The 26,775-nt window shown below is 59.6% G+C and carries 20 protein-coding genes; 8 read left to right on the forward strand and 12 right to left on the reverse strand.

The window, feature by feature from the left end:
* Positions 1-56: 56 nt before the first annotated feature.
* Complete coding sequence (locus SynBIOSU31_RS14630; protein WP_255477472.1) at positions 57-215, reverse strand: hypothetical protein; 159 nt, start codon at positions 213-215, stop codon at positions 57-59.
* 6 nt (positions 216-221) lie between these two features.
* Between SynBIOSU31_RS14630 and SynBIOSU31_RS00320 the strand changes: the two genes are divergently transcribed.
* Positions 222-1,670, forward strand: a complete 1,449-nt coding sequence (locus tag SynBIOSU31_RS00320) for a SpoIID/LytB domain-containing protein (RefSeq protein WP_370593644.1) — start codon at positions 222-224, stop codon at positions 1,668-1,670.
* Between the two features lie 31 nt (positions 1,671-1,701).
* Complete coding sequence (locus SynBIOSU31_RS00325; protein ID WP_186491249.1) at positions 1,702-3,042, forward strand: glycosyltransferase; 1,341 nt, start codon at positions 1,702-1,704, stop codon at positions 3,040-3,042.
* Here the strand turns inward: SynBIOSU31_RS00325 and SynBIOSU31_RS00330 are convergent.
* The 5 genes from SynBIOSU31_RS00330 to tig form a co-directional block, all read right to left on the reverse strand.
* Entirely contained in the window at positions 3,039-4,982 is a 1,944-nt protein-coding gene (locus SynBIOSU31_RS00330; protein WP_186491250.1) for a DNA polymerase III subunit gamma/tau, read from the reverse strand. The two genes, SynBIOSU31_RS00325 and SynBIOSU31_RS00330, sit on opposite strands and share 4 nt — an antisense overlap.
* Before the next feature lie 23 nt (positions 4,983-5,005).
* Complete coding sequence (locus SynBIOSU31_RS00335; protein ID WP_186491252.1) at positions 5,006-5,710, reverse strand: lecithin retinol acyltransferase family protein; 705 nt, start codon at positions 5,708-5,710, stop codon at positions 5,006-5,008.
* 98 nt (positions 5,711-5,808) lie between these two features.
* Positions 5,809-7,164, reverse strand: coding sequence for an ATP-dependent protease ATP-binding subunit ClpX (clpX, locus tag SynBIOSU31_RS00340; RefSeq protein ID WP_186491254.1), 1,356 nt, complete (start codon positions 7,162-7,164; stop codon positions 5,809-5,811).
* Positions 7,165-7,252: 88 nt separating this feature from the next.
* On the reverse strand, positions 7,253-7,942 hold the full coding sequence (gene clpP, locus SynBIOSU31_RS00345) for an ATP-dependent Clp endopeptidase proteolytic subunit ClpP (RefSeq protein WP_186492737.1): 690 nt from the start codon (positions 7,940-7,942) through the stop codon (positions 7,253-7,255).
* A 41-nt stretch (positions 7,943-7,983) separates the two neighbouring features.
* A complete protein-coding gene (gene tig, locus SynBIOSU31_RS00350) occupies positions 7,984-9,429 on the reverse strand; it encodes a trigger factor (RefSeq protein WP_186491255.1) in 1,446 nt (481 codons plus the stop codon).
* Positions 9,430-9,595: 166 nt separating this feature from the next.
* On the opposite strand from tig, the gene SynBIOSU31_RS00355 reads away from it, so the two are divergent.
* The 3 genes from SynBIOSU31_RS00355 (at position 9,596) to SynBIOSU31_RS00365 (ending at position 13,675) form a co-directional block, all read left to right on the forward strand.
* The gene (locus SynBIOSU31_RS00355; RefSeq protein WP_186491256.1) at positions 9,596-10,627 is read left to right on the forward strand and encodes an aspartate-semialdehyde dehydrogenase; all 1,032 of its coding nucleotides are present in this window, start codon (positions 9,596-9,598) and stop codon (positions 10,625-10,627) included.
* Between the two features lie 5 nt (positions 10,628-10,632).
* Positions 10,633-11,541 (forward strand): 4-hydroxy-tetrahydrodipicolinate synthase, encoded by a 909-nt coding sequence (dapA, locus tag SynBIOSU31_RS00360; protein ID WP_186491258.1) that lies wholly within the window; start codon positions 10,633-10,635, stop codon positions 11,539-11,541.
* 67 nt (positions 11,542-11,608) lie between these two features.
* The gene (locus SynBIOSU31_RS00365) at positions 11,609-13,675 is read left to right on the forward strand and encodes a ribonuclease J (RefSeq protein WP_186491259.1); all 2,067 of its coding nucleotides are present in this window, start codon (positions 11,609-11,611) and stop codon (positions 13,673-13,675) included.
* Here SynBIOSU31_RS00365 and SynBIOSU31_RS00370 read toward each other — a convergent pair.
* On the reverse strand, positions 13,661-14,491 hold the full coding sequence (locus tag SynBIOSU31_RS00370; protein WP_186491260.1) for a hypothetical protein: 831 nt from the start codon (positions 14,489-14,491) through the stop codon (positions 13,661-13,663). The two genes, SynBIOSU31_RS00365 and SynBIOSU31_RS00370, sit on opposite strands and share 15 nt — an antisense overlap.
* A 6-nt stretch (positions 14,492-14,497) precedes the next feature.
* Entirely contained in the window at positions 14,498-15,517 is a 1,020-nt protein-coding gene (gene tilS / locus SynBIOSU31_RS00375) for a tRNA lysidine(34) synthetase TilS (RefSeq protein ID WP_186491261.1), read from the reverse strand.
* A 75-nt stretch (positions 15,518-15,592) separates the two neighbouring features.
* Here tilS and SynBIOSU31_RS00380 point away from each other — a divergent pair, with 75 nt between their 5' ends.
* Entirely contained in the window at positions 15,593-16,366 is a 774-nt protein-coding gene (locus tag SynBIOSU31_RS00380; protein ID WP_186491262.1) for a DUF561 domain-containing protein, read from the forward strand.
* Positions 16,367-16,439: 73 nt separating this feature from the next.
* A complete protein-coding gene (uvrB, locus tag SynBIOSU31_RS00385; protein WP_186491263.1) occupies positions 16,440-18,476 on the forward strand; it encodes an excinuclease ABC subunit UvrB in 2,037 nt (678 codons plus the stop codon).
* Between the two features lie 15 nt (positions 18,477-18,491).
* Here uvrB and SynBIOSU31_RS00390 read toward each other — a convergent pair whose 3' ends face one another.
* The gene (locus tag SynBIOSU31_RS00390) at positions 18,492-20,294 is read right to left on the reverse strand and encodes an aspartate kinase (protein WP_186491264.1); all 1,803 of its coding nucleotides are present in this window, start codon (positions 20,292-20,294) and stop codon (positions 18,492-18,494) included.
* A 30-nt stretch (positions 20,295-20,324) separates the two neighbouring features.
* Entirely contained in the window at positions 20,325-21,314 is a 990-nt protein-coding gene (holA, locus tag SynBIOSU31_RS00395; protein WP_186491265.1) for a DNA polymerase III subunit delta, read from the reverse strand.
* A gap of 69 nt (positions 21,315-21,383) precedes the next feature.
* Between holA and SynBIOSU31_RS00400 the strand changes: the two genes are divergently transcribed.
* Positions 21,384-22,025 (forward strand): precorrin-8X methylmutase, encoded by a 642-nt coding sequence (locus SynBIOSU31_RS00400; protein WP_186492738.1) that lies wholly within the window; start codon positions 21,384-21,386, stop codon positions 22,023-22,025.
* A gap of 3 nt (positions 22,026-22,028) precedes the next feature.
* Here the strand turns inward: SynBIOSU31_RS00400 and SynBIOSU31_RS00405 are convergent, their stop codons facing one another.
* Positions 22,029-23,762, reverse strand: coding sequence for a hypothetical protein (locus SynBIOSU31_RS00405; RefSeq protein WP_186491267.1), 1,734 nt, complete (start codon positions 23,760-23,762; stop codon positions 22,029-22,031).
* Between the two features lie 223 nt (positions 23,763-23,985).
* Positions 23,986-26,727, reverse strand: a complete 2,742-nt coding sequence (gene mutS, locus SynBIOSU31_RS00410) for a DNA mismatch repair protein MutS (protein WP_186491268.1) — start codon at positions 26,725-26,727, stop codon at positions 23,986-23,988.
* Positions 26,728-26,775 lie beyond the last annotated feature (48 nt).

The following is a 26,775-nucleotide window of genomic DNA, read 5'->3' on the forward strand; positions in this document are numbered from 1 at the left end:
AACATAGAACCTCAACCTCCCTTCAGCCAAACGTTTTTTCAAGGTTCATGCTCAGATCAACTGTCGAGCTCGTTGCGATGCCCCGTTCCGCTCCAGTTGCAGTCTTCAGGATTCTCCCCTGGATCTGTCTTCCGGTCATGGCGTCCTTGGGGTGTCAGGCCAGGGTTATCGAGCCGCCTTCGTCCCAGGCTGAGGCTGTTGCGGTTCCAACGCATCGAAGCGTGCCATTGCCGCCCTCGGCCAGGAATTCCATTCTCTGGGTGTCACTGGATGATCATCTCGGGGCAGGAACTCGATCCGATCGTTCGGCTGCTCCATTGACCTTGATCAGCGCGGGAGTTGCTCCTCTGCAACTGCGGGATCGTGCTGGAAAGCTTGTGTTGTCGGCTGACCGGCTGCACTTCAGCTGGCGAAGGGTTGCTCTTCCGGAAGCTCTCGACGTGGCCCGACGGGTTGCGGGACCCTTCGCGAGCTTCGAGTCTGCCGATCAAATCGCTCAGCGATGGCGTGCTCAGGGAGTGAAGGCGCAGGTCGCCCATCCGGGTGAATGGGAGGTTTGGGCCCCCGCTAATGCGCTGGATCTTTCTGAGGTGCGTTTGCGTGATGTCAGTGAGCGCATCAGCAGTGTTGTGATGCCTGTGCTCGAGGGCCCCTCGGGTGGTTACACCCTGCAGGGGCCCTTGCAGGTGCAGGCTTCCGATGGCCTGCGTTGGAACGGTGGTGTTCTGCGCGGACCGTTTCGTCTTCAGGCGGACGCCTACGGCACCTGGACGTTGCTGGAGAAGCTTCCGCTGGAGCGTTATCTCGAGGGAGTGGTGCCTCATGAGATTGGAGCTGGATCCCCAGCGGCGGCTTTGCAGGCCCAGGCCGTGCTTGCCCGCACCTGGGCTTTGGCCAACAGCCATCGCTTTGCTTTGGATGGATATCACCTCTGCAGTGATACCCAATGCCAGGTGTACAGCGATCCACGGCTGGCTAGCTCCAGTGTGCGACAGGCGATCCGTGCCACGTCCGGTGAGGTTTTGTTGTGGAATGACCAGCCGATTCATGCCGTCTATCACGCGACCAATGGCGGAGTCAGTGCGCACGCTGAGGAGGCCTGGGACATGGAGCCACTTCCCTACGTGAGGGTGCAGGCGGATGGTGTGGCCGCCTGGGGTCAGTCGATCTCTTTACCTCTGCGTCGTGACCAGGATGTGCAGTCTCTGCTGAACAACGGCGGTGGTGCCTATGGAGCAGGTCATCCCCGTTTTCGCTGGAGTCGTGTTTACACCGCAGGACAGTTGGTCCAGGCACTTGCCGCTGCCGGTCAAGGCGATGCTGCCCCGACATCGATGAGCGTGCAGAAGCGCGGACCTAGCGGACGGGCTCTCGCCCTTGAGATTGACCGGGATCGTGGAGCGGCACCTGTGATGTTGAAGCTGGATGCCATCCGGCGCACCCTTCGCCGATTGCCCAGCACGTTGTTCGTTGTTGAAGCTGAAGGTTCAGGCGTCTGGCGCTTCCAAGGCGGAGGGTTTGGCCATGGAGTGGGGCTGTCCCAGGCCGGTGCGATCGATCTGGCCGATCGCGGTTGGAGTGCTCAGCGGATCCTTCAGCACTATTACCCCGGAACCCAGTTGGGGCCATTCATGGTGCCTGCCGAGTCCGCTCCTGCTGAGGCCCCCTAAAGTCCTTGTGTTTCGTCGTGGTGGGAGGGCTGTGGCCGCAGGGACTGGAGATCACCGACGCGGCAAGACGGTCTTCTTCCTGGCGGCCTGTGGCTGGGCCGGCGCAGCGCCCCATTGGCTAGATCCATCCAGAAGCCTGATCCCCGCCATCACGTTGGCGATGCTGCTCGGCGGATATGCCCTGCGAACCTTGATGCGAGGTCCTGATCAGCAGAACAACAGCAGCGATCAGGATGATTCCCTGCCCACGTCAGCAGAGTTGCTCCCCACAGTGGATGTGGTGGTTGCTGCCCGTGATGAGGAAGCAGTGGTCACTCGCCTGGTGGAACGCCTCAGTGCGTTGCGCTACCCCGATGGTCGTCTGACCTTGTGTGTGGTGGATGACGGCAGCGAAGACCACACTCCCGACCGTCTCGCAGAGCTTCAGGTCCGCTTCCCTGCCTTACGGGTCATCAGCCGGCCTCGTAACGCCGGCGGAGGAAAGTCGGGTGCTCTCAACGCTGCTTTGGCTCAGACCCAAGGTGAATGGCTTCTGATTCTTGATGCGGATGCACAGCTGAGTTCGGATCAGCTGGAACGGTTGATGCCCTTCGCAACCAACGGTGATTGGTCAGCTGTTCAGATGCGCAAAGCGGTCACCAATGCCAGCAGTAATTGGTTGACGCGTGCTCAGGCCATGGAGATGGCCTTTGATGCCCAGCTTCAGGGTGGACGGCTTGCCAGTGGTGGAGTGGCCGAATTGCGAGGAAATGGTGAGCTCTTGCGCCGGGATCTGCTGGAGGCCTGCGGTGGTTTCAACGAGGACACCGTTACCGACGATCTGGATCTGAGTTTTCGCTTGATGCTGCAGGGAGCTCGGATTGGCATCCTTTGGGATCCACCCGTGCAGGAAGAGGCTGTTGAGTCGCTTCCTGCACTCTGGAAGCAGCGTCAGCGTTGGGCCGAGGGAGGCCTGCAACGTTTTCTCGACTATTGGCCGGGATTGATTTCTTCACGTCTGACCTCTGCCCAGCGCAGGGATGTGGCCTGTTTCTTTCTGCTTCAGTACGCCCTTCCCGTGGTCTCCTGGGCGGATCTGCTTACGAGTGTGATCAGCCGCACCACGCCGGCTTACTGGCCTTTGTCGATCGTTGCCTTCAGTGTCTCCGGGGTTGCCTACTGGCGAGGCTGTAGACGCCCTAGCGAAGGGCCCGCTTTGCCCTCGCCCGGTTTGTTCAATCTTCTGCTTGGCATCGCTTATCTCAGTCACTGGTTCCTCGTGATCCCCTGGGTCAGCCTGCGCATGGCGTTTCTTCCCAAACGATTGGTCTGGGCCAAGACTGCTCACAGCGGTCAAGAGGAGACGCTTCAGGCTTCAAAACCTGGGGTCTAGTTGTTGAGGTCCACGTCCAGGACCTGGCCGTTGAAGAAGTCAGCGAAGCGCTTCACCTTTTCATCCATGGCTGAAGGTTCAGGGCGGACTGGTGGGGCTGTGGTTGGTTGAGCTGAGACAGCAGCAGGGGCTGTTTGGACGAGTGGTGCCTGGCCGGTAGACATCGAGGTAACTGCAGCTGCAGGCGGGGGCTGGGCGGCAGCAGTTGCTGATGTGGTTTCTGCAGATGCTGCATTGTTCGGAACCACAGCGGCCGACTGAGGGGGGGAAGGCAGCTGAACGCCGTTGCTGGGAGCAGGCGCCGGTGGGGGTGCGGGCGGGTTCGGCATGGCTGCCATCGGTGCTGCGCCTCCATGGTTTTCGAGCACCAGCTGACGGTTGCCTCCCATGGCACTTGCAATCGCTTTTTCAAGCAGGGTTGCGCGGCTTTGCACCATGCCCATCCAGTTCCCGGAGACCTGCACGACGGCGCGGTGGTTGTCGATTCGCACCAGCCGGGCCTGCTGCGACAACAGCATGCGCGTGGAGGGAAGCTCCAGACTCGCCAGGATTTGTTGCCAGAGCTCTCCAAGGTCTTCGCTTGGGGCGGGAGTGGTTGCAGCTTCTTTTGCTGGGGGCTCGCTTGCTGAAGCTGCCTCTGAAGCTGGCGTATGGCTAACGGATGTGTCGGGAAGACTCACCGCTGGCACTGCTGGCAGAGCATCGGCTGTTGCTTCAAAAGCTCTTGAAGCAACAGCTGGTACCGGGGCAGGGGCTGGTGTTGGAACAGCTGCTGGGGCCACAGGAGCTGCAGAGCTCAATCGAACTGGTGCCGTTGAGGAGGTCGCTGCGGCTGTCGTGGCGGCTGGTTCGGCTAACAAACCGAGCAGCAGCACCTCCAGCCATAGGCGAGGTTGCACGCTCTGACGCAGCTGTTGTTCAGCGCCTCGCAGCTGGGCCTGCCACTGCAGTAATCGTGTCCGCCCAATGGATTTGGCTAGGCCGGGCAGCTGATCGCGGAATTGTGGAGAGACACCAGCGAGTTCAGGCCGATCTGGAGCAGCTGCCATCAGCACGAGATCCCGCAGGATCCCTGCCATCCCCTGCAGTACCGATCCGGCATCTCGGCCGCGGTCCAGCAGTTGCCGGCTGGCTTCCAGCAGCGTCACGGGCTCACTGGTGCTCATGGCCTTCACCAGCTCAAGTAGCTCCTGCTCAGGAACCGCTCCCAACAAATCCCACACCGCTGCGGCTTCGATCGGCCCAGGCAGCAAACTGAGCTGATCTAGCAAGCTCTCTGCATCACGCAGGCCGCCCTGGGCTCGTTGGGCCACCACATGCAGAGCCTCCGGTTGGATTGGAATCGATTCCTCTGAAGCGATCCATTGGAGGTGCTGCTCGAGTGCATCCAGGGGGATGCGCCGAAAGTCAAATCGCTGGCAGCGGCTGAGGATGGTGGGCAGAACCCTCTGTGGGTCGGTTGTGGCCAGCACGAATACCACCTGTGGTGGTGGCTCCTCCAGTGTTTTGAGAAGAGCATTGAAGGCGGCGGTGGAGAGCATGTGGCATTCGTCGACCACATAAACCTTCCAGCGCGCCTGCACCGGCGCGAATCTTGAGCGCTCGATCAGATCGCGGATGTTGTCGACGCCGGTGTTGGAGGCGGCATCAATCTCGATGACATCCAGTGCTGTTCCGGTGGCGATCGAGTTGCACAGTTCGCAGTTGCCACAGGGTTCAGGCGTCGGGCCGTCGTTGCTGAGACAGTTGAGTGAACGGGCCAGGATGCGAGCGCTGGAGGTCTTACCCGTCCCGCGAGGTCCGCTGAAGAGGTAGGCAGGTGCAATGCGTCCGGTGCGCAGGGCATGCCCAAGGGTGGCCGCAATCGCTTCCTGGCCCACCAGCTGATCAAGCCGTTGGGGCCGGTACTTGTGATGCAGTGGCTGGTACGGCTGGCTCATGCACTGCCGGCAGGATTCTGAGGCTACCGAGGTTCAGGTCTTGAGACTGTGTTTTCTCCCTGAGAGGTTTCATCCAACAGTGAATGGAGCTTCTCTTCCATGTCTTCAACGGCTGCCAGTTCATCGGCGATGCTCCTGCCGGTGAGCAACACTTGCTGACTGCGTCGATCACCCCGTCTATCAGCACCCTGGCCAGGCATGTCTTGCATCCAGGTCTCCGCCTGTTCCAGGGTGCTGTCCAGTTTCTGCATCAGTCGTACGCGCAGTTTCTGAAGTTGGTCCAGAGCTCGCCGGGCACGTTGACGTGACTGTTCATCGATGACTCCCTTGCGTAGCAACACACCCAGGCCGGTGAGCAGCGCCGCAGGCATCAGCTGGCCAAATGCCAGTGCACCGAGGCTGCCTGTATGGAGCCAGTCCTCCACCTGCCCGCTCCTGTGGCGGCCTGTTTTGCACCAGTTGGCGAAGTGCTCGCAGTTGTTGAACAGCAGGTTGTAGTTCTGTTCGCCGATCCTGTTCATTGCCCTTCTCAGGGTCACCCCAGCTGGTGATGCCTGTTTATGGCTGACCAAGCTCACCTCCTGCCCCCGGCTGAACTCTTCGAGCGAGCTGCGCAGGATTTCCCGACCCTCCAGGTAATGGGCGACCGTGCCATCGCCTAGATCGATCCCGTGGTGCAGGAACAAACCGTGCTGACGAGGAACCCTCAGATGGTCGGCGGTGGCCATGGCCTTGATCAAGGGACCGCTTGAGTCTCTCGCGAACTTCCTGATCAGACCCTCTCAGAGACTGGGGGTCTTCCGAACCGATGATTTGTTAGTTCAGTTCAGGCTGATTCTTGCTGGCGATCCTTGCCCGGCAGAGACACCACCTTGCCGCCTGTGTGCTCATCCACCATGGCGCGAGTGATCGTGAAGTCCGGAACGTTTTTGCTTGAGGGGAGCTCGTACATGAGATCGAGCATCAGCTCTTCGACAATGCCGCGCAAGGCTCTGGCACCGGTCTTGCGTCGATGGGCCTCCTGGGCAATGGCTTCGATCGCCCCTGCTTCGAAGTCAAGTTTCACGTTGTCCATGCTCAATAGCGTTCGGAACTGCTTGACCAAGGCATCCCTTGGTTCGGTGAGGATGGACTCAAGGGCATGCTCGTCGAGTGGATCGAGGACAGCGCTCACGGGCATGCGACCGATGAACTCGGGGATCAGTCCGTACTTGACCAGGTCATCCGGTTCGAGGTGACGCAGGACTTGTGATGCCTGAAGATCGCGTGTGGCCTTGCCGCGACCGCGGCCGTCGCTGGGCACGAAGCCAATGGCGTTACGACCCATGCGTTTCTGCACCACATCATCCAATCCCACGAATGCACCGGCACAGATGAACAGGATCTGGCTGGTGTCGATCTGGATGCAGTCCTGGTAGGGATGTTTGCGGCCCCCCTGAGGTGGAACATTGGCCACGGTGCCTTCCAGCATCTTGAGCAGTGCCTGCTGTACCCCTTCACCGGAGACATCCCTGGTGATCGATGGGTTTTCGCTCTTGCGGGCGATCTTGTCGATTTCATCGATGTAGATGATCCCCCGCTGGGCGAGATCCACATCCATGTCGGCCTTCTGCAGCAGCCTCAGCAGAATGTTCTCCACGTCCTCGCCGACATAGCCCGCTTCCGTGAGGGTGGTGGCGTCAGCGACGGCGAAGGGCACATCCAGCATCTCCGCGAGAGTTTGAGCGAGCAGCGTCTTGCCACAGCCTGTGGGGCCGATCAGAAGAATGTTGGATTTGTGCAGTCGGGTGGCGGTCTGTTCGGTCTCACCTTTGCCGTCGCCCTGCCAGGCCAGGCGCTTGTAATGGTTGTAAACCGCTACCGACATCACTTTCTTAGCGGCTTCCTGTCCCACAACCTGCTGGTCAAGGAACCCCTTGATCTCTTGTGGTTTAGGGATAGAGGCAAGGGTCGGAGCTGGCTTCGTGGTCTTGCGGGTCTGGGTTGCGCCGCTCTTACGTGTCGGCTCACCGCCTTGGCGTGCGCCGCCCTGGGCATCGATGAGTTCCTCATCCAAGATCTCGTTGCAGAGATCAATGCACTCATCACAGATGTAGACACCGGGGCCGGCAATCAGCTTGCGCACTTGCTCCTGGGACTTTCCGCAGAAGGAGCACTTCAGATGGGCGTCGAACTTGGCCATCGGGCGCTTCGCAGGTCAGTCGGAACACAGAGCAAGATCGGGACGATCTCAACCCAGGTACTGAGGATCGCGAGAGAACGGGCTGGTGTCAGCCCTCCGTAACGATTTCTCCGTCTCCGAAACTGTCCACAACCCGATCGATCAAGCCGTAATCAACAGCTTCAGCGGGAGACATGAAGTTGTCCCGATCCGTGTCTTCGGCGATTTTGTCCAGTGGTTGGCCCGTGTGATCAGCCATTAGACCGTTGAGCGTTTGCTTGAGGAACAGGATTTCCTTGGCCTGAATTTCAATGTCAACAGCTTGTCCTTGGGCACCACCAAGCGGCTGGTGGATCATGATCCGTGCATTAGGAAGAGCCAAACGCTTGCCCTTGGCGCCTCCTGAAAGAAGGAAGGCTCCCATTGACGCTGCAAGGCCGTAGCAGATGGTGACGATGTCGGGCGCCACCTGCTGCATGGTGTCGTAGATCGCCAGACCGGCAGTCACTGAACCGCCCGGGGAATTGATGTAGATCTGAATATCTTTTTCGGGATCCTCTGCTTCGAGGAACAGCAGCTGAGCTACGAGAGCATCGGCGACTTGGTCATCAATACCGGTACCGAGAAAAATGATTCGCTCGCGCAACAATCTCGAATAGATATCGAATGCGCGGTCTCCTCGACCGGACTGTTCGACCACCGTCGGAAGCACCCCAGGTGCGGCCTGAGGATGCTGCGAGACAGGCTGAATTCCCCGCCAACGGTTCTGAATCGGATGGTGACTGAGGTCGTCGATCACTCGGCGGCTGGCAGGCTTTGCATGCAATCTATGGCTGCGGATCAGGCTTCGGCGCCATCACCGTCGTTCTTGGTGCTTTTCGGCTTGGTTGTTTTTTTCTTGTCGGTGGTTTTGCCGCTCTTGGCCGCGGCCTGCTTGACGGCTCCTGTGTCGTCTTTCCCAGAGTCTTCAGGAGCCTTGTCAGTCACGGTGCTGTTCTCTTCCAGCCAACCCAGGAGCTTGTCCTGAAGGAGATCGTCCAGCACGGCCTGACGAAGACGCTCGGGGTCAATGTCGCGCTCGCCTGCAAGTTGTTGCTTCACCTCCTCGAGCTTGGCGTCAATGTCGCTGTCCTCGACAGTGAGCTTTTCACTCTCTGCCAGAGCTGTTAGAGCGAGGCTTCGGCGCAGGCGCTCCTCGGCTTCAGGGCGTGAGGAGTCCATCAGGTTGCGGACCAGTTCGGGAGTGAACAGAGATTTCACATCCATCCCCTGCTGAGCAAATTGTCCAGCGGTCTGTTCCACAAGATTGCGAACCTCCTGCTGGATCAGGCTTTCGGGCAGCTCAACCTCCAGCTGTTCCACCAGTGCCCCCAGCAGGGCGTCGTGCCGGTTGCTGCGTGCGCGGCGCTCGGCGTCATCCTTGAGGCGTTGTTCAAGGTCGTTGCGCAGATCGGCCAGGGACTCCTGTTCGCTGGCCTGCTTCGCGAATTCATCATTCAGTTCAGGCAACTCACGGGTCTTGAGGTCTTTCAGTTCGATCTCAAAGCTGGCCTTACGGCCGCGTGCATCCTCTTTGGGATAGTCCTCGGGAAATGTGCAGTCCACGGTCTTGCTGTCGCCGACCGCCATGCCCACCACGCCTTCAATGAAGCCCGGAATCATGCGGCCATGCTCGAGATCCACATCCATGGAATCGGCGCTGCCGCCCTCTATCTCACTGCCGTCATCGCTGTAGATGCCCTTGAATCCCACAACAGCGATATCTCCCTTCTCCGCCTTGCGTCCTTCCACAGGAACCACGGTGGCCAGCTGACGGCGTGAGTCCTCGAGCATTTCGTCGACGCGGGCCGGGTCGTAGCTGACGTTCTCAGCCTCGGCCTTCAGACCCTTCGTGCTCTTCAGCTTCGGTGTCGGAGCCACATCGGTTTCCAGCGTCACCGTGAGGCCTTCGCCCGGTTTGAAGCTCTCCAGCAGTTCATCGAAGCCGCCGCTCAGTTCAGGCTGGCCGAGAGCTTCGATCGTTTCCTGCTCGACGGCATCGCGCCAAACGCTGTCAACCAGCGTTTCCAGCGCTGTGGCGCGGATCCTTAGAGCGCCCAGCTGTTGCACCAGAACGGTGCGGGGAATCTTGCCTTTGCGGAATCCCGGCAGATTGACACTGCGACTCAGCCGCTTGATCGCTTCCTCGTAACTGGCCTCACAGCGTTCCGCAGGAACAGCGACCTCCACAGCCACTCGGCTGCCGGGACGGGAGGAGGTGGAAACCTTCAGGCTGGCGGCACTCATCGGCTGGGTCGCAGGTACAAGCAGCCCAACACATTAATTAAGTGCCTGACCATCACCCCCGCGTAAGCTGGTTTGTAGGAAAAGCCACACCCTGGCTTCAAGTGTTCAGGGTCGTTGCAGCCGGTGGTTGCACCACCTGTCCATCTGTATCTATGTCCCCGTCCGTTTGACCCCCGTTCACTCGTTACCGAATCGACCTCTGACGGTGGCCGTCCTCGGTGCCAGTGGTGCGGTGGGGCAGGAATTGCTTCAGCTGCTTGAGGAACGCAATTTTCCTGTAAGAGAGCTACGTCTGCTGGCCTCTGCCCGTTCCGCTGGGCAGGTTTGTGAATGGAACGGACAGACGATCACGGTGGAGGAAGTCTGCGAGTCTTCCTTTCAGGGCGTCGACCTGGTGCTGGCATCCGCTGGCGGTTCGGTGTCGCGGCAGTGGCGTGAAGCGATTGTTTCCGCTGGTGCTGTGATGGTGGATAACTCCAGTGCCTTCCGCATGGAAGAAGGCGTTCCCCTGGTGGTTCCTGAGGTCAATCCGCAGGCTGCTGCTGAGCACAACGGTGTGATCGCCAATCCCAACTGCACCACGATCCTGCTCACGCTGGCTCTGGCGCCACTTGCTGCGAAGCGTCCGATGCAACGGGTGGTGGTCAGCACCTATCAGTCAGCGAGTGGTGCCGGGGCCCGGGCCATGGAGGAACTTAAGGATCTCTCACGTGTGGTGCTCGAAGGCGGCACGCCCAACAGTGAGGTTCTCCCCCATTCGCTGGCCTTCAACCTTTTTCTGCACAACTCACCGTTGCAGTCCAACAGTTACTGCGAAGAGGAAATGAAGATGGTTCATGAAACACGCAAAATCATGGCTTTGCCGCAGCTTCGCTTCACAGCGACGTGTGTACGGGTGCCCGTCCTGCGCGCCCATTCAGAAGCGGTCAATGTGGAATTCACCGAGCCTTTTCCAGTGAAGGAAGCCCGCGAGCTGCTGGCATTTGCCCCGGGGGTGGAATTGCTTGAGGACCCTGCAAGCAATCGCTTTCCCATGCCGACGGACGTGACCGGTCGTGATCCGGTGGTTGTGGGGAGGATCCGACAGGACATCAGCGCAGAGAACGCACTTGAGTTCTGGCTTTGTGGAGATCAGATCCGCAAAGGTGCGGCTCTCAATGCCATCCAGATCGCTGAACTGCTGTTGCCCGCCGCCTGAACGCTATGAGCACCGCTGCAGAACTGTCTCCCACTCCTTTCGGCCGTTTGGTAACGGCCATGGTCACCCCGTTCGATACCGAGGGCGGAGTGGATCTGGCGCTTGCCGGTCGTTTGGCACGTCACCTGGTAGATGAGGGATCGGAAGGCCTCGTGGTGTGCGGCACTACGGGAGAATCACCCACCCTCAGTTGGAGCGAGCAACTGAAGATGTTCGAGGCAGTGCGGCAGGCTGTAGGCCCTGGCGTGCACGTGCTGGCGGGAACTGGCAGTAACTGCACGCGCGAGGCAGTAGAGGCCACCCGCGAGGCAGCAGCAGCTGGCGCTGATGGTGCTCTTGTGGTGGTGCCGTACTACAACAAACCCCCGCAGGACGGGATGGAAGCCCATTTCCGCGCCATTGCGGAGGCTGCGTCTGACCTGCCTCTGATGATCTACAACATTCCCGGCAGGACAGGTTGCAGCATGCAGCCAGCCGCAGTTGCCAGGTTGATGAATTGCGCCAACGTAGTGAGCTTCAAGGCCGCTAGTGGAACCACGGAAGAAGTCTCCCAATTACGACAGGCCTGCGGTCATCGTCTGGCGATCTACAGCGGTGATGACGCCCTCACACTGCCCATGCTCTCGGTGGGAGCCGTGGGCGTTGTGAGCGTGGCCAGCCATGTGGTGGGACGCCGACTACGCAACATGATCGAGGCTTATCTGGCTGGTCAAAACGCTGTCGCTCTCTCACAGCATGAGCAGTTATTGCCTCTGTTTAAAGCCCTGTTTGCGACCACCAATCCCATTCCGGTTAAGGCTGCTCTTGAGTTGAGCGGCTGGCCGGTGGGTGCTCCCCGACTTCCCCTCATTCCGCTGGAGCCCGCCATGCGCGCTGCCCTCTCCGAAGCCCTTGATGCCCTGCGTCAAACCTGACGCCAAGGCTGCTGACAGCGCTGATGTGCGCCTCACTGATTGATTTTTTTCATACGCAAGCGATCCCATGACCGTCACAACTGCCCAGACCAAGCAACCCACTCTGAGAGTGATCCCTCTTGGAGGACTGCATGAAATCGGTAAGAACACCTGCGTGTTCGAATACGGCGATGACCTGATGCTGGTTGATGCCGGTCTGGCTTTCCCCAGTGATGGCATGCATGGCGTGAACGTGGTGCTGCCCGATACCAGCTTTCTGCGCGAGAACCAGAACCGCATTCGCGGCATGATCGTTACCCATGGTCATGAAGACCACATCGGTGGCATCGCCCACCATCTCAAGCACTTCAACATCCCGGTGATCTACGGGCCTCGTCTGGCTCTTTCGATGCTCACCGGAAAGATGGATGAGGCGGGCGTTGCCGATCGCACCACTCTGCAGACCGTCGGTCCTCGCGATGTGGTGAAGCTGGGTCAGCACTTCTCAGTGGAGTTCATCCGCAACACCCACTCGATGGCGGACAGCTTTTCGCTGGCCATCTCCACTCCGGTGGGAACAATCATCTTCACAGGCGACTTCAAGTTCGATCACACCCCTGTTGACGGTGAGCACTTCGATCTGGCTCGCTTGGCTCACCACGGCGACAAGGGAGTTCTCTGCTTGTTCAGCGATTCCACTAATGCCGAGGTGCCAGGTTTCTGCCCTCCTGAGCGGTCTGTGTTCTCCAACCTTGACCGTCACATCGCCGAGTCCGAGGGGCGTGTGATCGTCACCACCTTTGCCAGTTCAATCCATCGTGTGTCGATGATTCTTGAGCTCGCCCTCAAGAACGGACGCAAAGTTGGCTTGCTGGGTCGATCCATGCTCAACGTGATCGCCAAGGCCCGTGAGCTGGGCTACATGCGTGCTCCTGATGAGCTGTTTGTGCCGATCAAGCAGATCAACAATGTCTCCGATCGCGAGACCCTGCTGCTGATGACCGGCAGCCAGGGTGAGCCTCTTGCAGCGCTGAGCCGTATCTCCCGTGGTGAACACCCGCAGGTGAGAGTCAAGAGCTCCGACACGATCATTTTCTCTGCGAGCCCGATTCCCGGAAACACCATCTCCGTGGTGAACACGATCGACCGGCTGATGATGCTGGGCGCCAAGGTGGTGTACGGCAAGGGTGAAGGCATTCACGTCTCTGGCCACGGCTTCCAGGAAGACCAGAAGCTGATGCTGGCGCTCACTCGTCCGAAGTTTTTCGTGCCCGTTCACGGTGAGCACCGCATGTTGGTGCGTCATGCCAGGACAGGGCACTCCATGGGCGTTCCAGAGGACAACACCCTGATCATTGATAACGGTGATGTTGTTGAGCTCACCGCAGACTCAATCACCAAGTCGGACCCAGTGAAGGCAGGTATCGAGCTGCTTGATCAGTCGCGCAACGGCATTGTTGATGCCCGCGTGCTCAAGGAGCGTCAGCAACTGGCGGTAGATGGCATCGTCACAATCCTGGCTGCGATCAGCACCGATGGGGCTATGGCGGCTCCGCCTCGTGTGAATCTTCGCGGTGTCGTCACGACGGCCGATGCCCGCAAGATGTCGCTGTGGACTGAACGTGAAATCAAGTGGGTGCTTGAGAATCGCTGGAAGCAGCTCACCCGCAACACCGGTGGCGCGGCTCCGGAGGTCGACTGGATGGGTGTGCAGCGGGAGGTGGAGGTCGGTCTCAGCCGCCGAATGCGCCGTGAACTTCAGGTGGAGCCCTTGATCCTCTGTCTGGTGCAGCCCGCCCCGGCAGGAACACCGGTTTACAAAGGTCGTGCGGACTCCGAACCCGATGACCGTCCAGCTCCCCGTGGACGAGGGGGTCGCCAGGTGGGTGGCAATGGAGCTGGTCGGCATGGAGGAGGCCGTGACGGTGGTGGTCGAGACCGCAGCCGGGAAGCCACTCCAGCGAGGGTGATCACCACAACCCGTTCAGCTGCTGTTGAGGCCAAGTCGGCTCCAGTCAAGGAACCTGTCGCCGCAGCTTCTAAAGCCCCCGCACCCGCACCCGCCAAAGAGCCTGCGCCCGCCGCTGCAGCACCATCAGTTGATCAGGACATGCCCGCGGGCCGCACCCGGCGCCGCCGTTCAGCTGCGGCGTAAGGCCGCTAGTAGCCATGACCATTTGCCGGTCGCTGAGAAGTTGCCGGCATCAACTTTGGTTGAAGTCTCTGATTGATCGGGCAGCTTGACGCGCAGCCTGCCCGCTTCCAGACGTTGTTTTAGTGCTTGTTGGATCATTCGATCCTCTTGGCATTCGGCCTGGGGGAGCTCCATGGGATGAATCTCCTGCGGATCCATCTCCAGCAGTTGGGATTCATCGCTACGGATGGCCAGCACCGCAACAGCGACAGAGTCCTCGACAATGGTTTCTTCCGCCTCTGTTTTGCCGAAAGCCTTGTCCTGGATGGCTGAAGTTGTGGTGACTGATTGCTTGGACGGCGACTCCATCAGCCAGGGGGTTGCTGCTGCTGCCGCTGATGGTGGTGGTGAAGCAGTCTCTGGCTGATCCGCTTGAATCGAGTCGGGAGATTGCTTCAGAAAGGGATCACGAATTAGGCCTGAAGACTCATCGACCGGCAAGGGCTCAGCGTTGATTTCAATGGTCTGGCCTTGCATGGATCGCTCAAGCCCTTGCTCAGCCAAGTCCTGCAATGTGTCCTGGGGGTTGCTGGCCAGGACCAGCTCGTAATAGCTGCGCGCTTCACCCGTTTCGTTGAGGCCATACAGGTGAATGTGGCCAGCGAGTAAAGCCACGAAGGCACGCCAGGCCAGTGCTGCGTCTTGCTCACTCTTACTTGCTGGAAGCGGCTCCAAGTGATCGAGCAGAGTCAGAACAAGGCTGCGCGCCGCCTGGAAGTCGCCTGCGGCATAGGCCTGTTCAGCGGCGAGATAGTTGTTCTGGAAGTCGCCGTTCAAGTGGGTTCAGCTCCTGTCTTCCAGTTGTACCCAGTCTCGGCACCAGCGGAGTCGCTTCTGACCCGCCAGATGACGCTCACCAGGCGGTTGGCTTGGACCGATGGCAGTGCTCAGTTCCTCCAGCTGCCGGGCTGAGAGTGCTGGCATGCCCTGGGCCTGCAGCCATCCATGCAAGAGCAGTCGTCTTGCTGAACCGGGGAGTTGGAGCAGTGGAGATCGTTTCAAGGCGCCATCTGGTCGTTTCAGGTTCTCCAGACTCAGAGTTACCAATGCGCTCTGGGTGTCCTGCACCTGGGACACTCGCTCGCTCAGCTCAGCCATGCGCCTGCTGCAGCCGGGGTGCAGTGCCTCCAGTACCGGTAGAACCTCCTGACGGATGCGGTTGCGATCGAAACGTGAATCGCTGTTGCTCGGGTCTGTCCAGATCGGCAGTTGCAGGTCCTGGCAGATGGCGGCGGTGTCGTCATGGCTGAAGTGCAGCAGTGGACGCACGAGGCGAATGTCATTCATTGCCTCGGCATTCAGGGGGCGCTGCCAACGCAGGTTGCCCAGCCCGGCCAGGTCCGTTCCTCGGCTGAGTTGCAACAGCAGCGATTCGGCTCGGTCGCTGGCGGTGTGTCCGGTCACGACCGTGTGGCAAGGGTTGGTAGTGCTGTTGAGGTTGAGCTGCTCACAGGCCTGTTGGAGCTCGGCGTAACGCCACGCACGGGCTTTGGCTTCGCTGCTGGTGGTGCTGAATGTGCTGGTGCTGATCAGCAGCGGCAGCTGTTGTGTCTGGCACCAGCTGGCCAAATCGCTGGCAATGCGTGCAGACCCTTCATGCCAGCCATGGTCTCCATGCCAAAGCTGCAGGGTCCAGTGATGTCGAGAGGACAGATCTCTCAGCAGCCCCAGCAGAGCCATCGAGTCCTGACCGCCGGAAATGGCCAGCAGAAGTGTTGCCCCCTTGGGCAGCAGCTGGGGAGTCAGCAGAAGTCGGCGGTGAAGTCTGTCGTGCCAGTTCAGCCAAGGCTCGTTGGCTGTCATTGCTCTGAGTAAATGTTGCTTCGATCCTGCCCGTTCGTGTGGTGGGAGAATGTAATCATCTGATGTCAGAGCTTGATGTCCCGCCTTTCTCTGCTGCCTGCTGCTCTCCGCCGCAGCCTGGAACAGCGTTCCTCGCTGAAGGTGATCGCTGGTCTGATGAACTTCAATGCAGACTCGGTCGCTCGCGTGTCCCGCGCCGCTGGATTGGGTGGTGCTGATCTGATTGATGTGGCCTGTGATGCCGAACTGGTGAAATTGGCGGTTGAGGCCTCCGGTGGCCTGCCGGTCTGCGTGTCGTCTGTTGAGCCCGAGCAGTTTCCGGCCGCTGTAGCGGCAGGAGCCGCAATGGTGGAGATCGGTAATTTTGATGCTTTTTATCCCCAGGGCCGCGTCTTCGGAGCTGAAGAGGTCCTAGACCTCACCCGCCGCACTCGCGCCTTGCTGCCTGAGGTTGTGCTGAGCGTCACCGTTCCGCACGTGTTGCCGATGGATCAGCAGGAACAGCTGGCGGTGGATCTGGTGGTGGCGGGTGCCGATCTGATCCAGACTGAGGGTGGCACTAGTGCCAAACCCTTCAGCGCCGGCAGCCTTGGCCTGATTGAAAAGGCTGCTCCCACTTTGGCCGCGGCTCACAGCATCAGCGCTGCTCTGCAGCACGCCGGTGAGACGGCACCGGTGCTGTGTGCATCTGGTCTTTCGGCTGTCACGGTGCCGATGGCGATCGCAGCTGGTGCTGCGGGTGTGGGCGTTGGCTCCGCGGTGAACCGCCTCGATGATGAGTTGGCCATGGTCGCTGTGGTGCGCGGATTGCGTGAAGCCATCGGCAGTGAGGTCACCAGCCGGGTCTGATCGCTGCGGACACGCGCGCCCTAATGGGCCCCGTAACGTGGGTGCCCCGTTCAGGGTTCAAAGCGCGAGGACCATGCCTGCCTACGACCTGACTGCGCCCTACACCCCCAAAGGTGATCAGCCGACGGCGATCACCCAATTGGTGGAGGGGGTGAATGGTGGCAGTCGATATCAGACCCTTCTGGGTGCGACCGGTACGGGTAAGACCTTCACGATGGCCAATGTCATCGCTGAGACGGGTCGTCCTGCTCTGGTATTGGCTCACAACAAGACCCTGGCGGCACAGCTTTGCAATGAGCTGAGGGAATTCTTTCCCAACAACGCTGTGGAGTATTTCATCTCCTATTACGACTATTACCAGCCGGAAGCGTATGTACCGGTCAGTGATACTTATATCGCCAAAACAGCATCGATCAATGAAGAGATCGACATGCTGCGTCACTCGGCCACGCGATCTTTATTTGAACGCCGCGATGTGATTGTGGTGGCTTCAATCAGTTGTATTTACGGCCTAGGGATTCCCAGCGAATACCTCAAAGCATCCGTGCAGTTTCGGGTGGGTGAGTCTCTCGATCTACGTGGCTCTTTGCGCGAGTTGGTGAATAACCAGTACAGCCGCAATGACATGGATATCACTCGCGGTCGCTTTCGCGTGAAGGGAGATGTGCTGGAAATCGGTCCTGCTTATGAAGACCGTCTGGTGCGGGTGGAGCTGTTTGGTGACGAGGTGGAAGCGATCCGCTATGTCGACCCCACCACTGGCGAAATCCTGCAGAGTCTCGAAACCATCAACATCTATCCGGCTAAGCACTTCGTGACGCCGAAGGATCGTTTGGACTCGGCCATCAAAGATATTCGGTTCGAGCTCAAGGAACGACTGGAGTTTCTGCAGACCGAAGGCAAGTTGTTGGAAGCTCAGCGCCTGGAGCAACGCACCACCTATGACCTGGAGATGCTGCAGCAGGTGGGCTACTGCAATGGTGTTGAGAACTACGCCCGTCACCTGGCCGGACGTGAACCGGGTTCAGCCCCGGAATGCCTAATCGATTACTTTCCCGACGATTGGCTGTTGATCGTGGATGAAAGCCATGTGACCTGTTCACAGCTACAGGCGATGTACAACGGCGATCAGGCCCGCAAGAAGGTGCTGATCGATCACGGTTTTCGTCTGCCCAGCGCAGCCGATAACCGGCCGCTCAAAGGCGAAGAGTTCTGGACGAAGGCTCGTCAGACCGTGTTTGTGAGTGCCACGCCCGGTGATTGGGAAGTGAAAGTGAGTGATGGCCAGGTGGCAGAGCAGGTCATCAGACCCACTGGAGTGCTCGATCCGATTGTGGAAGTGAGGCCGACGACGGGTCAGATCGATGACTTGCTGGGAGAGATCCGAACGCGGGCCGACAAGCAGCAGCGGGTGCTGGTGACCACGCTGACCAAGCGTATGGCCGAAGACCTCACGGATTATTTGGCTGAGAACAAAGTGAGGGTGCGCTATCTGCACTCGGAGATTCATTCGATTGAGCGGATCGAAATCATCCAGGACCTGCGCCTGGGCGAGTACGACGTGCTGGTGGGCGTGAACCTGCTGCGTGAAGGCCTTGATCTTCCCGAGGTGAGCCTGGTGGCGATTCTGGATGCCGACAAAGAAGGCTTTCTGCGAGCGCAGCGTTCGTTGATTCAGACCATGGGTCGTGCAGCCCGCCATGTGGAGGGCGTGGCGTTGCTCTACGCGGACAACATGACCGATTCGATGGCCAAGGCGATCGAGGAAACCGAACGCCGGCGCAAGATCCAGCATGCTCACAACGAAAAGCACGGAATTGTGCCGACGGCAGCGGGTAAAAAAGCCAGCAATTCGATTCTTTCGTTTCTGGAGCTCTCCAGGAAACTCAAGAGCGATGGCCCCGATGCCGACCTGGTGCAAGTGGCCGGTAAAGCTGTGCAGGCCTTAGAGAATGACTCCTATGGCATGGCTCTCGAGGCCTTGCCCGAGCTGATCGACCAGCTTGAAGTCAAGATGAAAGACGCGGCCAAGAAGCTCGATTTCGAGGAAGCCGCGAACCTTCGCGACCGGATTAAGAAGTTGCGGCAGAAGCTGGTGGGTCAGAGCTGAGCTAGAGAGGCACAGTTAGGCCACAACGGGTGACTCGGTTCCCTCGGCTGCATGGCGGGTGCTGCCACCCAGCTTGAAACCGGCATGCACGGCTTGAAGTGCTGCAACACCATCGGCCTCAGCGACCACGCAGCTGGTGCGGATTTCACTGGTGGCGATCATTTCGATATTCACGCCCGCTTCTGCCAGAAAACGGAACATGCGACCTGCGGTGCCCGCCGTGGCAGGCATGCCAGCGCCGACGGCACTGACCCTGGCAATGGCTGGACCGTCTTCCAGCAGGGCTCCAGGCCACTGGGCCAGCAGAGCACGCAGGGCGCGATCCGCAGCACTGCGGTCGTCGCGTTTGAGGGTGAAACTGATATCGCGGCTCCCATCGGCGTGCTGGCGTTCCGACTGGACGATGGCATCGAGGCTGATACCTGCGTCGGCTAGCGCATTGCAGAGGGCTCCAGCGGTTCCGGGTTTGTCGGGAACATGGCGGACGCTCACTTGGGCCTGGTCCCGGTCGAGGGCTACGCCGCGCACTTCTGGCTCCCCTTCGCCGCTTGCGCAGGGATTCAGGCTGATCTGATCGGCCTCCAGTTCGAAGGCCTCCTGGGTGGCGTGAAGGGCTTTGCTGCCAACGTCGGCGTTGATCACACAGCTGACCTTCACTTCACTGGTTGCGATCACACGCAGATTGATGCCCACTCGGGAGAGGGTCTGAAACAAACCGGCGGCAATGCCGGGACGGCCCATGATGCCGGCGCCGCCGATGCTCAGCTTGCTCATCCCGGACTGAGCGACCAGCTCACCGCCCAGCTTCTGGATCAGGGATTCACAGATACTGCGAGCCCTCTCCAGGTCAGTTTCAGCCACGGTGAAGGTGATGTCGTTGCTGTTGCCTTCGTGGGTGGCCTGGATGATTAGGTCCACATTCACGCCACCCTCAGACAGGCTTTCGAACAGCTGGGCGGCAACGCCGGGCTGATCGGACACATGGGAGAGAGCCAGCACGGCCTGATGTTCCACCAGTTCGGCGCCATCCACCGGCCTCCCGAGTTCCAGACCTTCGCGGCCAATGGGCCGCGAGTTGCGGCTGGTGAGCGTTGTGCCTGGTTCATCACTCCAGCTGGAGCGCACCACCATCGTGACGCCGTAATTGCGCGCGATCTCTACGGCGCGGGGGTGCAGAACGGCAGCGCCGAGGCTGGCCAGTTCGAGCATTTCGTCGCAGCTCACTCGAGGCATCAGCTGGGCGTCTTCCACCTTGCGTGGATCGGTGGTGAGCACCCCAGGTACATCGGTGTAAATCTCACAAGCAGAGGCACCAAGGGCTGCCGCTAGGGCAACGGCTGAGGTGTCGGAGCCTCCGCGCCCCAGGGTCGTGATTTCAGCGGTGCCGCCGCTGCTCTGGCTCGTGCCCTGAAAACCGGCCACCACCACGACGCGGCCCTCGGCCAGCTGGCTGCGTAGACGATCGGTGCGCACGTCGAGGATGCGTGCCTTGCCATGGGCGGATTCGGTCACGATGCCCACCTGGGGGCCAGTCATGGAGATGGCCGGGATGCCCAGCTCATGCAGCGCCATGGAGAGCAGCGCAATCGACACCTGTTCACCGGTGGCCAGCAGCATGTCCATCTCACGCTGCGGTGGATTGCTGCTGATGGCGTTGGCCTTGGCGGTGAGTTCATCGGTGGTGTGGCCCATGGCCGAGACCACGATCACCAGATCGTGACCTTCCTCCTTGCAGTTGGCGATACGCCTTGCCACGGCCTGGATGCGCTCCACGCTGCCGACGGAGGTCCCGCCGAACTTCTGCACCAGCAGGGCCATCCATGCCGCCTCATTTCGCAGGCGATTGTCTCACTGTGCTGCTCCCAGCAGTCCATCACGAAAAGCATCCCCGGGCTGGGTGCCGCGTTTGAGGGCTGCTTCTACATCCAGCAGACGGCCCAGCAAATTGAGGCAGCGCTGGGGTGAATGCCCTTGCAGCTGTTTGCGCATCACGTAGATCCGCTTGGGGTTGCCGATTCCCGCTGCCTTGGCGATGACCCCCACGTCCCGTTCTCCCTGTTGTTCCAGCAGCATTACCCAGAGCCAACCCCTGATCTGACCGGTGAGCGTGGCCACGATGCGCAGAGCCGGTTCGCCTGCTTCGTTGAGGGCATCCAGCAAGGCAATCGCCTGGCCTGGATCGCCTGCCAGCAGGGCGTCCCCCACTTGTAGAGCGTTGGTGCTGAGCCCCTCGATCAGGCTGTCAACGGAGCTGGCACTGATGCGTGCCTCGCCGCTACTTTCAGCATGGAGAGCCAGCTTCTGTAGCTCCATGGTCAGCCTTGCGCTGTCGTTGCCGATGGCCTCGATCAAGGCATCCACCGCATCAGGCTCCAGCCTCAGATTCAGCTCCTCAGCGGTGCGCTCCACCAGCTGGCGCTGGCCTGCACCGTCCCAGATCGCCGGCAGCTTGAAGCTGCGCTCACCGGCTTCTCCCGCCTTGATGCGTTTCATCAGAGCTTTGGTGGTGCGCAACCGACCGTCGGGTTTGGAGGGATGGCATAGCAGCAGCTGGGTGCTTTCAGGGATGCCATCCAGAGAGGCTTCGAAGCGATCGGCCAGTTCGCTGGGGCAGGCGTTGCAGAAGGGAGACCGCTGCAGCAGCACCACCCTGGAACCTGCACCGAAGGGTGGTGTGCGTGCTTCTTCCAGGGCCTGCCTGGCCTGTCCCGTCTCGCTGCCATCCAGCCGACTCACGTTGACGCTCGCCCAGCTCGGATCCACTGCCTTCTTGATCAAGGCCTGAATCGCCCGTTCCAGCGCGGCGGAATCATCGCCCCAGAACAACTGGATCGGCATCGAGGCGTGTCGTCGGACAATGTCGAAGTCTGCCCTGACTGGCAGTCCCCGTCAGAGGAATGTGCTGCTATGGCCGACCATCCGATTTTTACGGAAAGCATCCGTCGAATTCGGGCTTTGCTGGGGGAGACGGGACTCGATCCTTTGCAGCAGCAGGTGTTGGAGCGTCTGGTGCACAGCAGCGGAGATCCAGGCCTACAGCCGCTGCTCCGGTTCAGCGAGGGGGCCTGCGAGCAGGGCCTTGCAGCCCTGCAAGGCGGGGCATCGATTCTCACGGACACGGCCATGGCCGCGGCTGCAGTGAGGCCGATGGCCAAGCGCACACTGGGCACGTCCGTGCGCTGCCTGCTCGACTGGGCACCTGCGCTCTCACCGCCAGGTTCCACCCGATCGGCAGCGGCGATGAAGCAGGCCTGGCCTGAGCTCACGCAGGCGGCCAGCGCGAAGGGTCAGCCCATGCCGGTGCTGCTGGTGGGCAGTGCTCCCACCGCACTGGAACAGCTCCTGGATCAAGTGCAGGAGGGTGCAGCTGCACCCTCCCTGGTGATCGGTATGCCGGTGGGTTTTGTGGGTGTGCCGGAAAGCAAACGGCGCCTGGCAATCACGGCATTGGCTCAGATCCGGCTTGAGGGCACCCGCGGTGGTGCCGGTTTGGTGGCGGCAGCAGTGAATGCCTTGTTCAGAGCCTCCGCTGCTTTTGCTGCTGAATGAGCTTCAGGTGAACAAGTCCTGATTGTTCCAATACGTGGAGATGGACGTGTTTTTCAACACGGTGAGAGCCCCGGAGTTGTGAATCATATGGAGGTCATTCCCGTTCATTTCAACGCGGTAGGTGCCTGGCAATGGGACAACTTTGTCGCCTTGGTAGGGATTGAAGTCTGTGACGGTCACTGTGCCGTAATGAGAGTGAAAGGTGTCGGCCCCCTTCCCGCCGGTGTAAATGTCGTTTCCATTGTGGCCGTTAATAATTTCATCTTCGTCGGACCCACCAAGCCGCTCGTCTGTCCAGGGGTTCGCGACAGATTGCGAGATCCAATCAAGCGGTAGGAATTGTTGCTCATAAATTTGCACACGTGCTTTTTCTGGTGTGGTCTTCGAGCCTTCGCTAATTTTGTCCGCTACGCCGTTTAGGAAAGTAATCCAATCGTTGTAATCAAGAACTGAAAGACCGTCGAAACTTCCCCCATTGCTATTCACAACACTGTTATTAGTGTATTGCCCCATAAGGCTTTTGGGTTTTTTTGCGTTGTCTCCGTTAGTGCTGGAGAGATACTCAATCGAATAGGTGGGGATGCTTGCTTGTGGTGAGTCGTCTCCAAACCGATTTGTTGGATCTAAGCTACTCACTGGCCCGTAATACCCAGAGGACAAGGTTGCTGGTCTGTTCTTTCCGGTATTCACATACGTCTGATTATCAAACATCTCAACGATCGCCTCAGGATGATCTTTGTAAAAGCTGTAGACCGTGTCTACGGCTTGTGGGCTCAGGACCTCCTTTCCGTCATTATCTAGTACCCACCAATTGTAATTATTGCTGCCTCCACTAATCGGCAAGTGTGCCTCGGGACCGCCCTTTAGAACATTTGAGATGGTTGGGAGATTTAGCCATTTGCCGGGTACATTTTTATCATTTGCGTAAGGTGAGACTGCATGTATCCCCCCCGATGGGAATTTTCCAGGTTCATATTGATTTTCTCCAATCCAGTAATTTTCGCTGTAAGAATCAATTGTGCCGCCGCTTTGTTTTGCCCAGGCCGCTACCTGGTATTTAATCCATCCCCACTGATAATGGCCTTGAAAGTCATTGTTGCTCGCTTGTTCATCGGTAAAAGTCACCGATTTAGGCATATTTTGGTTCCAAATCCACTTCGCGTAGCCAATGCCGAGAGGGTCTCCATTCTTTCCTCCGTAGGGGACGTCATTTGGGATATCTCCAGCCCCTTCGCCATCGAATTGCATGTGAGTAAATTGTGCACCACCCGCCTTGGCTGAGCTCGTATTGATTTCCTTAATCAGTTTGAAGGCTTGAGCCAGATTGTCCATTGGAAATCCAGGTTCGCCATTGCCGATTTTGTTATTGCCCTTGAAGTTATTTTGATCGTACAGATTCCATACGTATTTGGTTTTTGCACCGTCGATAAATGCCCCTGCTTCAACATCCTGAGGAAGCCGATTGAGAAAGTGAGTAACAATCCATGGAGTGCCATCGGCCCCGGGCGCGTTAGGGTCGAGATAGTTGTACATGCTTTTTTTCTTATTTGAACCTTCTTTTCCGTAATAATCACCTAATAAAAAGAAGGCAGTTTTAACTCGGCTATTCGTGACAAATTCAATGAGCTGGTCGCAGTATTGCTTGAACGTTTCTTCAGTGAACTGTTCCGTCATTTTATTGAAGGGGACCCCGTTGTGAGAGAGGATCAGCTCAGGTTTTAAGGATGAAATAGTCATTAGCGCTTGTTTTATTTTCTACACAAATAGCAATTAAATAAAAATCTTGCCTGGATGTAATATTTCGATGCATTTTTTGGGTAGCGTAAATACGCACTTTTCAAGTCTTTGATTCCAAAGCGCCGCCTTGCAGGGAACCGATCGAAAGCTTTCTTCGGTTTGTTGATTTGAATTTGAAAGGCTTTGGAACTTCTTATTTGCACATCGCGAAACAATTTTGTGTTCAGGCCGCCAGCTGAGCGAGCACCTGCCGGGCACGTTGCACAACGCGGGAGGGCACCCCGGCCAGGCGCGCGGCTTCGATGCCATAACTGCGGCTGGCACCACCGATCTGCACCTGATGCAAGAACACGAGATCCTCGCCGGTTTCCTCCACCATCACCTGGAAATTGGCCACGTTGGGCCGCTCTTCCGCCAGGTTGTTGAGCTCGTGATAGTGAGTGGCGAACACCGTGCGCGCCCTGAGATCGCCGGCCAGATGTTCGCTGACAGCCCAGGCGATCGAGAGGCCATCGAAGGTGGCTGTGCCCCGCCCGATTTCATCCAAGAGCACCAGGGAGCGTTCGCTGGCGTGGTGCAGGATGTTGGCGGTTTCGGCCATTTCCACCATGAAGGTGGACTGGCCTGCGGCGAGATCATCCACGGCGCCCACCCGCGTGAAGATGCGATCGGCTAGGCCGATCTGAGCAGAGGATGCCGGCACCCAGCTGCCGATTTGGGCCAACAGCTGGATCAGACCGATCTGCCGCAAATAACAGCTTTTGCCGCTGGCATTGGGACCCGTCAGCACGATCAGGTCGGTGTCAGCTCCCAAGGCAAGGTCATTTGGGGTGAAGGGGTCTTCCACAAGCAACTGTTCCACCACTGGGTGGCGGCCAGCTGTGATCGTGAGCTCGCGATCGTCGCTCAGTTGCGGAGCACACCAACCGGATGTGGCTGCTGTGTCAGCCAGGGCGGTGAGTGCGTCCAACCCCGCCGTGGCGCGGGCAGCTTCGCGGATTGGCGTTGCCATGCTGCCCACCTGGTCGCGCAGCTTGCAGAACAGCTCGTATTCGCGCTGAAAGGCCCGTGCCCGCAGCTGGAAGATGCGGCCTTCGCGCTCCTTTAATTCGGGAGTGATGAAGCGTTCTTCATTGGCAAGGGTCTGGCGGCGGATCCAGTGGTCCGGCACGGAGGATGCCTTCGCTTTGCTGACCGCCAGGAAATATCCAAAGGTGCGGTGGTACTGCAAACGCAGGTTGCTGATGCCACTGAGCTCTCGCTCCAATCGTTCCTGCTCAGCCAGCCAGGCGTCCTGGTCATCGAGCTGATTGCGCAGGCCATCCAGAACTGGATCCACACCGTCATGGATGAGCCCGCCTTCACTGAGCGAGAGCGGCGGAGCATCCACCAAGCCATGGCGAACGGCGGCGGCCAGTTCAGCGAGCGCTGGATTGGGTGGCAGCAGCGCCTCCAGCACCTGTGGCCATGTGTCCAGGCTTCCTTCCAGGCGACTGGCCAGTCGGGGCAGGCGTTCCAGCCCATCGGCGATGGCCACCAGGTCGCGGGCGCTGGCATGACCGGCACCGGCCCGACCCGCCAGCCGTTCCAGATCACCCATCGGCCGCAGTAGTCGCCGCAGGGCTTGGCGCAGGGGCCTCCGGCTCACCAGCAGGCTCACCACGCTTTGTCGCTCCTGGATGGCGTTGAGGTCCATCAGCGGCGCTTCCAGCCAGCGGCGCAGGCAGCGCCCACCCATGGCGGTGAGGGTCTGGTCGATGGCCCACAGCAGTGAGCCCTGGAGTTGTCCGTCGCGTTGGGTGGCCGTCAGTTCGAGATTGCGGCGGGTCTGGGCATCGAGCACCAGGGCATCGCCGGCCTGCACGATCTTCGGCACATCCAGGGGCACCCGCGTCGCCTCTTCGAGCGGCTGCGTGTCATTGACGTACTGCAGCAGCCCACCAAAGGCCCTCAGGGCCAGGGGTAGTTCCTGCAGGCCAAGGCCATCCAGACCAGCCAGTCGATAGTGCGTGATCAGGGTCTGCTCGGCCTGGGGTTGGCTAAAGGGTGTGAGCGCCATCGGGCTGAGCATCAGCCGTTCAGGACACCAGGCAGGTCGCTGCGTGTTGGCGTCGTCGCTGGCTGCCCAGAGCAATTCCGAGGCCTCCAGCTGTGCCAGGTGTTGGTGCAGGGCATCGCTGCCGCTGCGTTCCATCACCTGAACGTCGCCAGTGCTCACATCGGCGCTGGCTAGGCCCCAGCGCAAGGGTTGCTTGCTGTTGGCAGGTTCCACCACCACCGCGGCCAGCCAGTTGTTGCGGCGGGCAGCGAGCATGCCTTCCTCCAGCACCGTGCCAGGGGTGAGCACCCTGGTGATTCCTCGTTTGAGCAGGGCTCCCTTGGCCGGGGTGGTCTCCAGCTGGTCGCACAGCGCCACGGAGTAACCGCGGCGAATCAGTTCAGCGCAGTAGCGCTCGGCGGCGTGATGTGGAATACCCGCCATGGGCACGCGACCGATCGCCTTGCCCCCTTCCTTGCCGGTGAGGGTGAATTCCAGTACCCGCGAGAGCTCGACGGCATCCTCGAAGAAACACTCGAAGAAATCACCGAGTCGGTAAAGCAGCACGCGCTCTGGGTGCTCCGCCTTGAGCTCCACGTAGTGACGCAACATTGGCGTCAGCAGGGTCTGATCCACCTGGCTGTGGTGGGCCCAGGGAGGGGTGTCGCTGTCCTCGTTGTCTGAGCTAGTCAGCTCGTCGGCTTGGCTGGAGGCTTGGTCAGGATCACTGTTGTTGTCCTGTCGCTGCCTGGGGCGGGCAGAGGCATCAGCGCTGAGGCTGGCGTCAGTGAGCTCAGCCAGTGCATCCGCGGCTAAGGCGTCAGAAGCCCTGGCGGATGTGGCCGTGGCTTGATCGGTGGGTTCTGGAGCCCCGAATAGATTCCCCTGCAGCGACTGCTCCTCGGGCTGGGGGCAGGTGCGGGGCATGGGACATCCGGAAGTGGCTGGATCGTACCGATGGCGTTCACCACAAGC

Origin of the sequence: Synechococcus sp. BIOS-U3-1, assembly GCF_014279975.1 — a bacterium.
Classification (GTDB): domain Bacteria; phylum Cyanobacteriota; class Cyanobacteriia; order PCC-6307; family Cyanobiaceae; genus Synechococcus_C.